11 protein-coding genes and 1 tRNA gene are annotated in these 13,332 nt (G+C 66.7%); 3 read left to right on the top strand and 9 right to left on the bottom strand.

What is annotated here, in order from left to right; translation table 11 throughout:
- Positions 1–133: 133 nt before the first annotated feature.
- Both TQ38_RS16510 and TQ38_RS16505 read right to left on the bottom strand, forming a co-directional pair.
- Positions 134–217: transfer RNA gene (locus TQ38_RS16510), tRNA-Leu, on the bottom strand.
- A gap of 95 nt (positions 218–312) precedes the next feature.
- Positions 313–594: an integration host factor subunit beta gene (locus TQ38_RS16505; RefSeq protein ID WP_043978468.1), complete on the bottom strand. Its 282-nt coding sequence runs from the start codon at positions 592–594 to the stop codon at positions 313–315.
- A gap of 285 nt (positions 595–879) precedes the next feature.
- Here TQ38_RS16505 and TQ38_RS16500 point away from each other — a divergent pair, with 285 nt between their 5' ends.
- The 3 genes from TQ38_RS16500 (at position 880) to TQ38_RS16490 (ending at position 5,276) form a co-directional block, all read left to right on the top strand.
- Entirely contained in the window at positions 880–2,535 is a 1,656-nt protein-coding gene (locus TQ38_RS16500) for a peptide MFS transporter (RefSeq protein ID WP_043978465.1), read from the top strand.
- Between the two features lie 66 nt (positions 2,536–2,601).
- A complete protein-coding gene (locus tag TQ38_RS16495) occupies positions 2,602–3,984 on the top strand; it encodes an amidohydrolase (protein WP_043978462.1) in 1,383 nt (460 codons plus the stop codon).
- Positions 3,981–5,276, top strand: a complete 1,296-nt coding sequence (locus TQ38_RS16490) for an amidohydrolase family protein (RefSeq protein WP_043978459.1) — start codon at positions 3,981–3,983, stop codon at positions 5,274–5,276. Before TQ38_RS16495 ends, TQ38_RS16490 begins: the two co-directional genes overlap by 4 nt.
- A 38-nt stretch (positions 5,277–5,314) precedes the next feature.
- Here the strand turns inward: TQ38_RS16490 and TQ38_RS16485 are convergent, their stop codons facing one another.
- The 7 genes from TQ38_RS16485 to TQ38_RS16460 all read right to left on the bottom strand — a co-directional run bounded on the left by TQ38_RS16485 (position 5,315) and on the right by TQ38_RS16460 (position 13,308).
- The gene (locus TQ38_RS16485) at positions 5,315–6,097 is read right to left on the bottom strand and encodes an alpha/beta hydrolase (protein ID WP_043978458.1); all 783 of its coding nucleotides are present in this window, start codon (positions 6,095–6,097) and stop codon (positions 5,315–5,317) included.
- A 25-nt stretch (positions 6,098–6,122) separates the two neighbouring features.
- Entirely contained in the window at positions 6,123–8,045 is a 1,923-nt protein-coding gene (gene dxs, locus TQ38_RS16480) for a 1-deoxy-D-xylulose-5-phosphate synthase (RefSeq protein ID WP_043978455.1), read from the bottom strand.
- A gap of 122 nt (positions 8,046–8,167) precedes the next feature.
- Positions 8,168–8,629: a Fur family transcriptional regulator gene (locus TQ38_RS16475; RefSeq protein WP_043978566.1), complete on the bottom strand. Its 462-nt coding sequence runs from the start codon at positions 8,627–8,629 to the stop codon at positions 8,168–8,170.
- A gap of 35 nt (positions 8,630–8,664) precedes the next feature.
- On the bottom strand, positions 8,665–8,814 hold the full coding sequence (locus TQ38_RS30610; RefSeq protein WP_200844718.1) for a hypothetical protein: 150 nt from the start codon (positions 8,812–8,814) through the stop codon (positions 8,665–8,667).
- A 169-nt stretch (positions 8,815–8,983) separates the two neighbouring features.
- Entirely contained in the window at positions 8,984–9,589 is a 606-nt protein-coding gene (locus TQ38_RS16470) for a hypothetical protein (protein ID WP_043978452.1), read from the bottom strand.
- A 149-nt stretch (positions 9,590–9,738) separates the two neighbouring features.
- Entirely contained in the window at positions 9,739–11,331 is a 1,593-nt protein-coding gene (gene purH / locus TQ38_RS16465) for a bifunctional phosphoribosylaminoimidazolecarboxamide formyltransferase/IMP cyclohydrolase (RefSeq protein ID WP_043978449.1), read from the bottom strand.
- 114 nt (positions 11,332–11,445) lie between these two features.
- Entirely contained in the window at positions 11,446–13,308 is a 1,863-nt protein-coding gene (locus tag TQ38_RS16460; RefSeq protein ID WP_082057877.1) for a heparinase II/III family protein, read from the bottom strand.
- Positions 13,309–13,332: the final 24 nt, after the last annotated feature.

Raw genomic sequence — 13,332 nt, 5'->3', positions numbered from 1 at the left:
GGGATGCACAGCAGCTTAACGAGTGGATACCTAGTAATAGATACCTTTCGGCACATTACCTATTTGTAAACGCAAACGTTTGCATGCGGTCACTACTGCAAATAAATGCGAAGTAATCGATGATCGGGAAAAGTGGTGCGGGCGGCGGGACTCGAACCCGCACTGGATACCCAAGCGGATTTTAAGTCCGCAGCGTCTACCATTCCGCCACGCCCGCACGGCCTGGGTCAGGCGCTGCATCTTGCAGATCGGCGCGGTCCCGGCAACCGGGACCTTGCCGCATTTTGTGCGAAAATCATCCGTAAGGCGCGGTTATTCCACGTTGAGGCGGGCGCGCATTTCCTTGCCGGGCTTGAAATAGGGGACGCGCTTCTCGGGCACTTCCACGCTTTCGCCGGTGCGCGGGTTGCGGCCCTTGCGGCCATCGCGGTGACGCGTGGAAAAGGCGCCGAAGCCGCGCAGTTCCACGCGGCCGCCGTCTGCCAGGCGTTGGCCGATCTCGTCGAAGAAGGTGTCCACCGCGCGCTCCACGTCCTCTGCGCGCAGCTCGGGATTGTCCTTGGAGAGCACCTGCAGCAGTTCGGACCTGATCATCGCGAAATTTCCCCCCAAAAAAACGACAAACCGTGTCGGAACATAAAATTACGTAACGCCCGTCCGTCGCCTGCCGGGAAAATGCCATCGCCGGCCGCTTCGCGCAATGGGAAGTGTTACGTGTGTGAAATCGCGCAGTTTTGCGTCCCGCGCCAGCCTGCATGAGGCGCCGCTGCCCATTTACACCGGCAAATTGCCCGCTAACCTCCCTTCTTTCGCACTGTGCCGGTTTCGAACAGGCATGGGAGCGGGCAGGATTACAGGGCGTGAGGGCATAGAAGCGACATGAAGGACATCGCACTTTGGAATGAAGGGGACTGGATTGGCGCGATCGGCGCGATCTGCCTCTTCGCCGTGCTGGCGATCGGCGGTCTTATCGCCACGCGCAAGAGCGACGAATTCGTCGGCCATCCCCGCGGTCTCTTCGTGCTGTTCTATGCCGAGATGTGGGAGCGCTTCTCCTACTACGGCATGCGCGCGCTGCTGATCCTCTATCTCACCAAGTTCTGGCTGTATTCCGATGGCCGGTCCAACCTGATCTACGGGGCCTATACAAGCCTCGTCTACATCACCCCGGTGCTGGGCGGCTACCTGGCCGACCGTTGGCTGGGACAGCGCAAGGCCGTGCTGTTCGGCGGCATCGTTCTGGCGCTCGGCCACCTGTTCATGGCCTACGAGGGGCTGCAGGGCGTCACCGATCCGGGCATCAAGCAGGCTGATCCGGCGATCAACGTGTTCTGGCTGGCACTGGCGCTGATCATCGTCGGCTCGGGCTTCCTGAAGGCCAACATCTCGGTCATCGTCGGCCAGCTCTACAAGATGACCGACACGCGCCGCGATGCGGCCTACACGATCTTTTACATGGGCGTGAACACCGGCGCGGCGCTGGGCACGATCCTGGTCGGCTACCTGGGCGAGACGATCGGCTGGTCCTATGGCTTCGGCGTTGCCGGTATCGGCATGGTGCTGGGCCTCATCATCTTCGTCGTCGGCAAACCCGCGCTGCGCGGACGGGGCGAACCGCCCAAGGCGCTGGCGAAGAAGGCGGAACTGATCCTCTACGGCACCGGCGGCGCGGCGGTCCTGGTGATCTGGTTCCTGATCCAGTACGTCAGCGTGATCCAGAACCTGCTGATTCTCACCGGTGTGGCGATGCTGGGTTATACCCTGTGGGAAGCCTTCAAGCTGCCCAAGGAGCCGCGTGAGCGGATGTTCGCGATCCTGTTCCTGATCGCCCTCAACCCGATCTTCTGGGGCCTGTTCGAGCAGGCGGGCGGTAGCCTCAGCCTCTATACCGACAAGTTCGTCGATCGGGGCGGGGTGCCGACCAGCCTCTTCCAGTCGATTAACCCGATCTACATCGTGCTGTTCGGTCCGATCTTCGCCGGCCTGTGGCAGTACCTCGGCAAGAAGGGCATCGAGCCTTCCGCCCCTGCCAAGTTCGGCCTGGCACTGATTCAGGTGGGCCTGGGCTTCCTGGTCTTCGTATGGGGCGCGGGCACCGGCGATCCGGCGGTGATGACTTCGGTGCTGTTCGTGTTCCTGATTTATGCCCTGCACACCACGGGCGAGCTGTGCCTTTCGCCTGTCGGCCTTTCGGCCATGACCCGGCTTTCGCCGGTGCACCTGGGCAGCTTCATCATGGGGGCATGGTTCTACATGACCGCCGTGGGTAACTTCGTCGCAGGCAAGATCGGTGAGGCCACCGGCGGCGAGGGCGGCGTTATGAACAAGGCGCTGACGCTGGATATCTACAGCAAGATCGGCTGGACCACGGTGGGCGTTGCCGTTGTCGTGCTGGCGCTTTCGCCGCTGGTGAAGCGCTGGATGCATGTCGACACGCTGGGCGACCGGGCAAGCGACCACGATCTTGCCGGAGAGGCCGGCCTCGGTCTCGACGCGCAGGAAGCCGGCTTCCATCCGGGCACCAAGCCGCACTGATTTTTCACATGGCCTCCCCCGGGGCGACGGCCCCGGACAAGAGGGGCCGACAACAGGGGAACGGTCATGAGGGTATCGACCGCGATGCGGCGCTGGACGTCGCTGCTGGCGCTTGGCGCGGCGCTGACGCTGGCCGGGCAGGCTGCCGACGCGAAGAAGAAGGACAAGGACGCCAAGGCGGCAGGCACCCCTTACGCGTCCACCTACAAGGTCTATCCCGGGCGCCCCACCGCGCTGGTGGGCGCTACGGTCTATGACGGGCGCGGCGGCCGGATCGAGAACGGCACGGTGCTGTTCGAGAACGGCAAGGTGGTCGCCGTGGGCGGCGTGGACCTTGCAGTCCCTTCGGGCTATGACCGTGTCGACGGCGCGGGCAAGTTCGTCACGCCCGGCGTGATCGACATCCACTCGCACCTCGGGGTCTATCCCAGCCCCGGTGTCGATGCCAATTCCGACGGCAACGAGATGACCTCGCCCACCACGCCCGATGTCTGGGCCGAGCATTCGGTCTGGCCGCAGGACCCGGGATTCAGCCGTGCGCTGGTCAACGGCGGAGTCACATCGCTGCAGATCCTGCCCGGATCGGGCAATCTGATGGGCGGGCGCGCGGTCACGCTCAAGAACGTGCCCAGCCGCACCGTGCAGGGCATGAAGTTCCCCGGCGCGCCCTATTCGCTCAAGATGGCCTGCGGCGAGAATCCCAAGCGGGTCTACGGCGCGCGCAACCAGAAGCCCTCCACCCGCATGGGCAACTTCTCGGTCAACCGCCAGGCGTGGATCGACGCCAAGCAGTACATGGACGGCGACCATGCCGAGCGTGACCTTGGCAAGGACACTCTCGAAGGCGTGCTCAAGGGCGAGATCCTTGTCCAGAACCACTGCTACCGGGCCGACGAGATGGCGCAGGTCCTCGATATGGCCAAGGAGATGGGCTACAAGGTGACCGCCTTTCACCACGCGGTCGAAGCCTACAAGATCGGCGATCTGCTGAAAGCGAACGACGTCTGCGCCGCGATCTGGGCCGACTGGTACGGCTTCAAGATGGAAGCCTACGACGGCATCCCGGAAAATGCCGCGCTGCTCGCCAAGCAGGGCGCCTGCGTGGTCATCCACTCCGACGACGAGAACGGCATCCAGCGGCTCAACCAGGCCGCCGCCCGCGCGCAGGCATCGGGCAGGCGCATCGGCGTGGATATTCCCGATGCGCAGGTCGTCGGCTGGTTCACTTACAACGCGGCCAAGGCGATGGGCATCGGCGCGAAGACCGGCAGCCTCGAAGTCGGCAAGATGGCCGACGTGGTGCTGTGGAACGGCAACCCGCTGTCCGTCTACTCGCGCCCCGAGAAGGTCTGGGTGGACGGCGCGATGCTGTACGACGCAGGCGACCCCAAGCGAAAGCCGGTGAGCGATTTCGAACTCGGCCAGCCCGGTGAAGGAGACGTGAAGTGACGCCCCGCCTTCTGATCGCCGCCTTGCTTGCGGCCGCTCCGCTTCCTGTTTTCGCGCAGGACTTTGCCGTTACCAATGCCACGCTGGCCACCGGCGACGGCAGCGCACCTGTCGAGCATGGCACCGTCGTCGTGCGCGGCGGCAAGGTGGTCGCCGCCGGAGCCGGGGTGGCCGTGCCTGCGGGCATCCTGACCGTTGACGGCACCGGAAAATGGGTGACGCCGGGCCTGTTCTCCGCCGTCACCGACCTTGGCCTGGTGGACGTCGATGGGGTGGACGACAGCAACGACATGTCGGCCGCCAAGTCCCCCTTCAATGCTGCGCTGGACGTGGCGCCTGCGCTGAACCCGTCGAGCGAGCACATTGCCGTCAGCCGCGAAGGCGGGGTGACGCGGGCCAGCGTGGCCGCGTTCAACGGCGGCTCGATCTTTGCCGGGCAGGGCGCCGTGATCGACCTTGGCGCAGATGCCGCGATGGTGATGCGCCCGCGCGCGTTCCAGTACGTCGAACTGGGCGAGGCCGGGGCCCGCCTTGCCGGCGGCAGCCGGGTCGCCGCGCACACCGCCCTGCGCAACGCCCTGCGCGAGGCGCGTGAGGCTGCGGCCCTGGTGCCCGGCGCCCAGCGGCAGGGCGACGTCCTGCTCACCCGCGTCGATGCTGCGGCGCTGGCAAAAGTGATCGACGGCAGCCAGCCCCTTTACGTCGGTGTGGACCGGGCCGCCGATATCCGCAGCGTCCTTGCCCTCAAGGCTGAGTTTCCGAAGCTCGACCTCGTACTGGTCGGCGCGACCGAGGGCTGGCTCGTCGGCGCCGAGATCGCTGCCGCCAGGGTGCCGGTCATCACCATGCCCATGCGCGATCTGCCCGCCGCGTTCGAGACGCTGGCGGCCACCATGTCGAACGTGGGCCGCATGAAGAAGGCGGGCGTGAAGGTCGCCATCGGCATGTTCGCCGGGATGGACCAGCCGCGCTATGCCCCGCAGCAGGCCGGCAACCTCGTCGCCCTGACGAAGATCCCCGGTGCCACCGGCCTAACCTGGGGCGAGGCCTTTGCCGCGATCTCCTCGGTCCCGGCGGAGATCAGCGGCTTCGGCGGCAAGCTGGGCGTATTGGCCCCGGGCGCTGCGGGGGACGTGGTGCTATGGGACGGCGATCCGCTGGAACTATCCTCCGCGCCGGTAGAGGTGTGGATCGACGGGGTGAAGCAGCCGCTGGCGAGCCACCAGAGCCGTTTGCGCACGCGGTACAACGATCTGGACGAAACGTATCTGCCCAAGGCTTACGTCTGGTAGCGGGATGGGCCGAAAGGCAGGGGTCTGCCCTTCGTCTCCTAGAGGCCCCTGGCTGCCAGCCATTCGGCAATGGCCGACTGACTGGCAGCCGTGAACTGAAGCTGGTGGCCATTGTTCGCAAAGCGGGCAAGCTGGCCGCCGGGCGCTGCGGCGACCAGCGCCGCGCCCTGCCGGAACGGTATCACGCGGTCGTCGCTGGCATGAAGGACGAGAACCGGTGCCCGGACGCGTGTGATTGCGCCGAGGTTATCGAAACGGTCGCGCATCAGGGTTCGCACCGGCACCCATGGCAATGCGGCGGCGCCTGCATCGGGCAGGCTGGTGAACGGCGATACCAGCACCAATGCCGCGGGCGCATGTTCGGCGGCCATCCGGGCCGCGACGCCTGACCCTAGCGATGCGCCCATGAGGACCACGGCATCGCTGGCCGTGCCGCGCCTTGCGAGAAAATCGACGGCTGCGCGCCCATCCTGCAGTAATCCTGCTTCGGTGGGCGTGCCGGGGTTGCCCGCATAGCCGCGATAATCGGCCAGAAGGACGCCATATCCCGATGCTGCCAGGTGACGAGTGGCCATCGCAGCGCCGGGAAGGCTGTCACCATTGCCATGAAAGAACAGGATCGTGCGCTTGCCGGGAGCAGGTGCACGCCACGCTGCCACAAGGGTAAGGCCGTCAGCCGTTTCCAGCGAAACCTTTTCGAAACCGGCCGGGACCGTCGCCGGGCCTTTCGGGGCCGGATAGATGAGCGCCCTCTGCCCCGCGAAAAGCAGCAGCACAAAGGCAAGATAGAGACCGGCCGCCGTCAGGAGGGCAATCTTCAATCGCCCTTCCCGCGCTCCGCCGTCCTCAGGCCCGCGCCTCGTTCACGCCGGCGCTGTTGTGGCGCAGTGCTTTCAGCACCGTATCGACGATCTGCGGGGCGTTAAGGCCGGCTTCGTCGTACTGGGCCTCGGGCTTGTCGTGGTCCTGGAACACGTCCGGCAGGCGCATGGTGCGGATCTTGAGGCCTGCGTCGGTCAGGCCCTCGTCGCTCGCCATGGTCAGGACGTGGGCGCCAAGGCCGCCGATCGAGCCTTCCTCTACCGTCACGATGACTTCGTGGCTGAGCATCAGGCGGCGGATGAGGTCGGTGTCGAGCGGCTTGACGAAGCGCAGGTCGGCCACGGTGGTGGACAGGCCGCGCGCGTCCAGCTGGTCTGCGGCCTTGAGCGCTTCGCCCAGCCGCGTGCCGAGCGACAGGATCGCCACCTTAGAGCCTTCACGCACGACCCGGCCCTTGCCGATTTCCAGCGCCAGCGGGGTTTCGGGCAGTTCCAGGCCGATGCCGTTGCCGCGCGGGTAGCGAAAGGCGATCGGCCCCGCGTCATACTGCGCGGCGGTGTGGACCATGTGGACCAGTTCCACCTCGTCTGCGGCGGCCATGACAACCATGTTGGGCAGGGTGGCAAGATAGGTCACGTCGAACGAGCCGGCATGGGTCGCGCCGTCTGCGCCGACGAGGCCGGCGCGGTCGATGGCGAAGCGCACGGGCAGGTTCTGGATCGCCACGTCATGGACAACCTGATCGAAGGCGCGCTGCAGGAAGGTGGAGTAGATCGCGCAGAACGGGCGCATCCCCTGCGCGGCGAGGCCGGCGGCGAATGTGACCGCGTGCTGTTCGGCGATGCCGACATCGAAGCTGCGTTCCGGGAACTGCGCGGCGAACTTGTCCAGCCCGGTGCCGGACGGCATCGCGGCGGTGATCGCGCAGATCGTGGGATCGGCCAGCGCTTCGGCGGTCAGGGCCTTGGCGAAGACGCCGGTATAGCTGGGCGGGCCGGCCGGGGCCTTGGCCTGTTCGCCGGTGACGACGTTGAATTTCTGGACGCCGTGGTACTTGTCGGCAGCTTCCTCGGCCGGGCCGTATCCCTTACCCTTCTGGGTGACGACGTGGACGAGGATCGGACCTTCGCCCGCATCGCGCACGTTTTCCAGCACCGGCACCAGCGCGTCGAGGTCATGGCCGTCGATCGGGCCGACGTAGTAGAAGCCCAGTTCCTCGAACAGAGTGCCGCCCATGGCCATGCCGCGTGCGAATTCGTCGGTCTTCTTGGCGGCGACGTGCAGCGGGCGCGGCAGGCGGCGTGCGAATTTGCGTGCCAGTTCGCGCAGGCCCAGGAACCGGCCGGAGGAGACGAGCCGCGCGAGATATGCCGAAAGCCCGCCCACCGGGGGCGCGATCGACATGTCGTTGTCGTTGAGGATGACGATCAGGCGGTTGCCAGCATCGCGCGCGTTGTTCATCGCCTCGTAGGCCATGCCCGCGCTCATCGCGCCGTCGCCGATCACGGCGATGCCGCGTCCCGGCTGGCCCTTGATCTTGTTGGCCATGGCAAAGCCCAGTGCGGCCGAGATCGAGGTTGAGCTGTGCGCGGTGCCGAACGGGTCGTATTCGCTCTCGCTGCGCTTGGTGAAGCCGGACAGGCCGCCGCCCTGGCGCAGGGTGCGGATGCGGTCCCGCCTGCCGGTCAGGATCTTGTGCGGATAAGCCTGATGGCCGACGTCCCAGATGAGGCGGTCGGCCGGCGTGTCGAACACGTAATGAATCGCGGCGGTCAGTTCCACCACGCCAAGACCGGAGCCGAGGTGGCCCCCGGTCTGCCCGACGGCAGAGATCATTTCGGTGCGCAATTCGTCAGCAAGCTGGCGCAATTGGGCCGGCTTGAGCTTGCGGAGGTCTTCGGGGGTCGAAACCGTGTCGAGCAGGGGAGTGGCCGGGGTGGCGTTCATCTTCCGGGCCTTACACGCTTGTGACTTTGATGTCGATTGATGCACAGCCAATAGATAGCTGCGCCGTTGCGGCGATTACGCTGTTCAACTGTGTGTCCCGGCCGGAATGCGCCGCAAGGACTTCAGCTGCAGCCCGCGCAGGTGCCGCGCAGTTCCACGACGGGGCGCACATCGGCAAAACCGTTAGCGCGCGCGGCCGCGACGAGGGCGCCGGTCAACTTGTCATCGTCGATATGGACGGCCTGGCCGCAGCTGTCGCAGATGAGGAAGATGCAGTCGTGCTGGCAGCCGGGGTGGCTGTTGGCGACATAGGCATTGGCGCTTTCGACCCGGCGCGCGAGGTTGGTGCGCACGAAAAGATCGAGGATGCGGTACACGCTGTTGGGCGCGACTCGCTTGCCGCGCAGGGCCGAAACGCTTTCGGCAAGATCATAGGCGGAGGCGGGGCGTTCCACCTGCGCCAGCGCCGAAAACACGTCCGCGCGCATCTCCGTCCACTGCTCGCCGGCTTCGACAAGGGCGGTGCGGGCCTCGTTGACGAGGCTTTCGCCGGAATGCTCATGGTGGTGGTGATGCGCGGACATGCCGCTCATATGGGGGCAGTAGCTGCCCTATGCAATCAGCGCGTTTCGGCAGCCTGTGCAGCGGGCGCGAAGTCGTCCGCGAAGGACGAATGGCTGCCGATACCCATCACGCCGAGCACCAGCAGAGCCCCGCCGGCGAAGCCGAAAGCGAAGAAGCGGTAGAAGTCGGCCTTGAAGAGTCCCATGACGTGATCGGCTTTCAGTATTGCTGGTGACGGGCGCTGTGGCCGGTCGGAAATGGCGTGCGGCCCAAATGGCGCGAAACCCCTTGCCGTCCAGTGAACAAAAGGCATCATACCCCGTTTTTGCGACGAACGGTTGGTCTCAGGCGATGAGTCCGGGCAACTTTCGGGGTTATCGACCGTAAGCTGCCACAAACATAGGCGGGGCGTCGCCGCTCTCGGGAGTGCACACGGCCAGCCGCAATTCGCGCCAGCCGTTGAAGCCGTCGGTCTGGTAGATGGCCGGGGTGAGGCAGCCGGTCCCCGGTTCGCGGCTGACGATGCCCGGCATGGCGGGCCGCATCCACCAGTTGATCAGGCCGCGCCGGGCGCCGCGCAAGGCGAAATCCTCGGGCGTCATTGCCGTGCGGGTGAGGCCGGGCAGGGTCATCAGCCGCTCGCGTTCGGCGGGGGTGGGGTCAATTCGCATCAGGATCTCGCGGGTCGGGCCGGCGCCGAAGGCATCGGCCAGCATTCGCCCGGGCGAGGAAACGGGCGTGGGATCGGGGCCGAACAGCTCGCCATGGAGCGCGATATTGGTGGGACCGAACATCGAGGCGGCGAGGGAAAACAACGCCAGCGCCAGCATCGGCAGCGCGCCGCATCCGAACGGCAGGGCCACGGCGGCAAGCGCGCTGCGCGGCGAGCGCAGCTTGCCCAGCCGCAGAAGGACGGCGGCGATCGTCATGCCCGCCAGAAAACAGACCACAACCATGGGGCCGAACCAGATCACCCACATGGTCGTCAGTCTCCTTGTCGCGCGGGGCCTTGGCGCCGCGTGCCGCTCAGAGTGCGGCCGGTCCCGCCCGCCGCGTCATTGCGGGGGGCTTGGGGCGTGGGCCACCATGCTCGCAATGACGAAGGGGGGTAGTCAAGGGAAGGAGCGCCTCAGTGCTTGAAGTGGCGCATGCCGGTGAAGACCATCGCAAGGCCAGCCTCGTCGGCGGCGGCGATCACCTCGTCGTCGCGGATCGAGCCGCCCGGCTGGATCACGGCGGTGGCGCCTGCCTCCGCCGCGGCCAGCAGGCCATCGGCGAAGGGGAAGAAGGCATCCGACGCAACCGCGGAACCGACCGTGCGCGCTGCGTCCCAGCCGAACTTCTCGGCCGCTTCCGCCGCCTTCATCGCGGCGATGCGCGAGCTGTCGCGGCGGTTCATCTGGCCTGCGCCGATACCGGCGGTGACGCCGTCCTTTGCATAGACGATGGCGTTGGACTTCACATGGCGCGCGACGGTCCAGGCGAACAGGCAGTCGGCTAGTTCGCGGTCGGTCGGGGCGCGCTTGGTTACCACCTTGAGGTCGTCGAAACCAATGGCGCCGGCATCGCGGCCCTGCACCAGCAGCCCGCCGGTGATCGGCTTGACGGTGAGGCCCGCGCGGCGCGGATCGGGCAATTCGCCGGTCAGCAACAGGCGCAGGTTCTTCTTCTTGGCGAAGAAAGCGCGGGCTTCCTCGTCGGCATCGGGGGCGACGACGACTTCGGTGAAGATCTGGCAGATCGCCTCGGCGGTGGGCCCGTCGAGCAGCGTGTTCACCGCGACGATGCCGCCGAAGGCCGAAACGTCGTCGCAGGCGAGCGCGCCCTGCCAGGCTTCCAGCAGGCTATCGCCCTGAGCCACGCCGCAGGGATTGGCATGCTTGACGATGATGACGGCCGGCTTCTGGCCCTTGAATTCGGCGGCGAGTTCGAAGGCGGCGTCGGCGTCGTTGTAGTTGTTGTAGGACAACTCCTTGCCCTGCACCTGCTCGGCCTGGGCCAGGCCCTTGGTGAAGGGGCCGACCGGCGTATAGAGCGCTGCCTTCTGGTGCGGGTTCTCACCGTAACGCAGCGTAGTGGCAAGGCGGCCGTTGACGCTGATCATCTCGGGAAATTCGAGGCCCTGATCGACGGTGGCGAACCACTGCGCGATCATCGAATCGTAAGCGGCGGTCTGCGCATAGGCGCGCGCTGCCAGCAGCTTGCGGAAGGGCAAGGTGGTGCCGCCGTCGGTCGCTTCCAGCTCGGCAATCAGGCCGGCGTAGTCCTTGGGGTCGGTGACGATGGCGACGAAAGCGTGGTTCTTGGCCGCCGAGCGGACCATCGAAGGGCCGCCGATGTCGATGTTCTCGATCACCTCGTCCCGGTCCGCGCCCTTGGCCACGGTCGCCTCGAAGGGGTAGAGGTTGACGACTACAAGGTCGATCGCGCCGATGGAGTGAGCCTCCATCGCGGCGGCATGTTCGGCATTGTCGCGCACCGCCAGCAGGCCGCCGTGGACCATCGGGTGCAGCGTCTTGACGCGGCCGTCCATCATTTCGGGAAAGCCGGTGATCTCGGAGATGTCCTTCACCGTCAGGCCGGCTTCGCGCAGGGCCTTGGCGGTGCCGCCGGTGGAGACCAGTTCCACGCCGCGCGCGCTGAGAACCTGGCCCAGTTCGGCAAGCCCGGTCTTGTCGGAGACGGATAGCAGGGCACGGCGGATCTGGACTGTATCGGTCATCGGGCGGCTTCCTTGCGGCAGGTTCTTTGCGCGGGCCTTTAGGGCGGCGGGGGAAGGGGGGCAAGTGCGCGGGGGTGCTTTGTCCGATACGCCGGGCCTGACGCCCGCCGCGGCTCAGTTCATCTTCTTGAGCAGCCAGCCGAACGTGCCGCCCCCGCGTGAGACCATGCCCTGGATGACAAGCTGCTGGGTCGCCTGAGGGCGTCCCTGGCCGTCGACCCACAGCGAATCCTCGACCGTCACTTCGCCGCTTTCGGCGCCCGAACGGAATTGCCAATGACTGCCATCGGGCAGCGAGAGGCCCGCGCCCTGTCCATCGGCGGCAAGGTTCACGTCGACTTCGGGGCCGAGGTGGAAGCGGATCGCAAAGCCCACCATGCCGCGCTTGCCCTTGCGGCCCGAAGGCAGCAGCAGGTCTTCGCCGCGCAGTTCGCTGCCGTCGTCGCGCAGCAGCAGGATGCGCTGGTGGATAAGGCCGTAGCGTGCGGCATAGCCGTTGTGGCTGGCTTCCAGCCGGGTCGCGGCCGAGCCTTTTTCCTGCGGCAGGGTCTTGCGGTCCAGCGCGACTTCGGTGACGCCCGAGCCGATCATGCCGCCGATCAGGATCGCAGTGGAATTCGCATCGTCCAGCGTCAGCGTCGAATGTGCCGCTGTCGCCCGCAGGCCCTGTTCTAGGCGGACGGGCACAAGGCCGCCGCCACTGGCCGCACCGCCGCAGTTGACGATCAGGCGGTGGGCGCCGTGCGACATTTCGAACGCCAGCGTCGAAGCGCAGCCGAAGCGGGCATGGGCGGGCATCGGCGGCGGCGCGGTGTCGAACTGCAGGATCGACTTGTGCGCCGTGACACGCTGATAGCCCCACTGGCGCACGTCGCGCAGGGGGCGGGTGCGCACGCCGCTGGCCTTGACAAGGCCGTCGACATCCTCGGCTGAAACGGCCCAGCCGCCTTGCCACGAACCCAGCGAGCCATCGCCGTGGGTGAGCGCCAGCAGCGGCGGCACCAGAAGTTCGATCACCCGCTCCACCGATGTCGGCGCATCGCGGCGGGTTGCCTGATAGCAGTTGCGCAGCCGCACCAGCAGCGCGATCGCTTCCATCTGCGCCAGCGGGCTGCGAGCCAGAACGCCGCCGTCGTCGCCCATCAGTTCGCCCAGCGCCTTTATCAGCCCCGCTTCGCCGTAAAGTCGGCGCGGGCGGCCATCGGGCAGCAGCAGGCCGGCCGCAACGATGCCGCACCAGCCGGCGACTTCGGCCAGTCCGTCCTCGGCGTGGGTCACATGGCGGTCGAGCCAGCGCGCGGTATCGGCGATGTGGACCAGGGTGCGCAGGCGCAGAGCCTTGTCGCCGGACAGGATCAGCGGCGCATGGCCAAGCCAGTTGGCGATCCGCGCGCCGGTGTTCCCCACACTCCATGCCGGGCCCTTTCCGGGCTTGGCGGGGGGCTTGGGATTGGCCTGGAGCCACGCGGTCAGAATGCGTTCGGCCACCGGCGCGGCCTGTTCGCGCGAGGCGCAGGCTTCGAGGTCGGTCAGCCAGGAGAAGGAATGCACCACCTTCTCCAGCGGAGGGGTCACGCGCTGGGCGCCGGCATAGTCGACCTGCGCGACCGGGGTCTTGGCGCCGTGGACAAGGAAATGGCCGGCGCGGATCGCAGTGCCGGCAGCTCGGTTGCCGGGCAGGGTATTGCTTACCGTCGCCAGCAGGCGAGTGCGCGCCTTCTTGCTCATCGGCGCGCCGAGCATCGATCCCGGCACGCCCATGCGGTAGGCCATGCGGATCAGTTTTTCCGCCATGCCCACGGAGGGCGGCGAGAAATCGACCAGAGCCAGCGCGCGGCCCGGCTCGATATGGCCGGGTTCGATCACTTCCGGATGATGCGCGGGAGCCCGGTTAACGGGCACCGGGCGCTGCAAGGCAGCAGTTTCGGGTTCATCCACGCTGCCTGTCACTGCACCCTCCTCCGCCGCCTGCGACATGGGAATCGCCCGGGACGGGTCCGG

The sequence above is a fragment of the Novosphingobium sp. P6W genome (assembly GCF_000876675.2).
In the GTDB taxonomy this organism is placed as follows: Bacteria; Pseudomonadota; Alphaproteobacteria; order Sphingomonadales; family Sphingomonadaceae; genus Novosphingobium.
Note: the sequence above shows the minus strand (reverse complement) of the source record. Positions and strands in the feature narration are given on the sequence as shown.

Coding starts and splice junctions, on each gene's coding strand:
- TQ38_RS16505 (WP_043978468.1), bottom strand. CDS start 594: ATGATCAGGTCCGAACTGCTGCAGGTGCTCTCCAAGGACAATCCCGAG.
- TQ38_RS16500 (WP_043978465.1), top strand. CDS start 880: ATGAAGGACATCGCACTTTGGAATGAAGGGGACTGGATTGGCGCGATC.
- TQ38_RS16495 (WP_043978462.1), top strand. CDS start 2,602: ATGAGGGTATCGACCGCGATGCGGCGCTGGACGTCGCTGCTGGCGCTT.
- dxs (WP_043978455.1), bottom strand. CDS start 8,045: ATGAACGCCACCCCGGCCACTCCCCTGCTCGACACGGTTTCGACCCCC.
- TQ38_RS16475 (WP_043978566.1), bottom strand. CDS start 8,629: ATGTCCGCGCATCACCACCACCATGAGCATTCCGGCGAAAGCCTCGTC.
- TQ38_RS30610 (WP_200844718.1), bottom strand. CDS start 8,814: ATGGGACTCTTCAAGGCCGACTTCTACCGCTTCTTCGCTTTCGGCTTC.
- TQ38_RS16470 (WP_043978452.1), bottom strand. CDS start 9,589: ATGTGGGTGATCTGGTTCGGCCCCATGGTTGTGGTCTGTTTTCTGGCG.
- purH (WP_043978449.1), bottom strand. CDS start 11,331: ATGACCGATACAGTCCAGATCCGCCGTGCCCTGCTATCCGTCTCCGAC.
- TQ38_RS16460 (WP_082057877.1), bottom strand. CDS start 13,308: ATGTCGCAGGCGGCGGAGGAGGGTGCAGTGACAGGCAGCGTGGATGAA.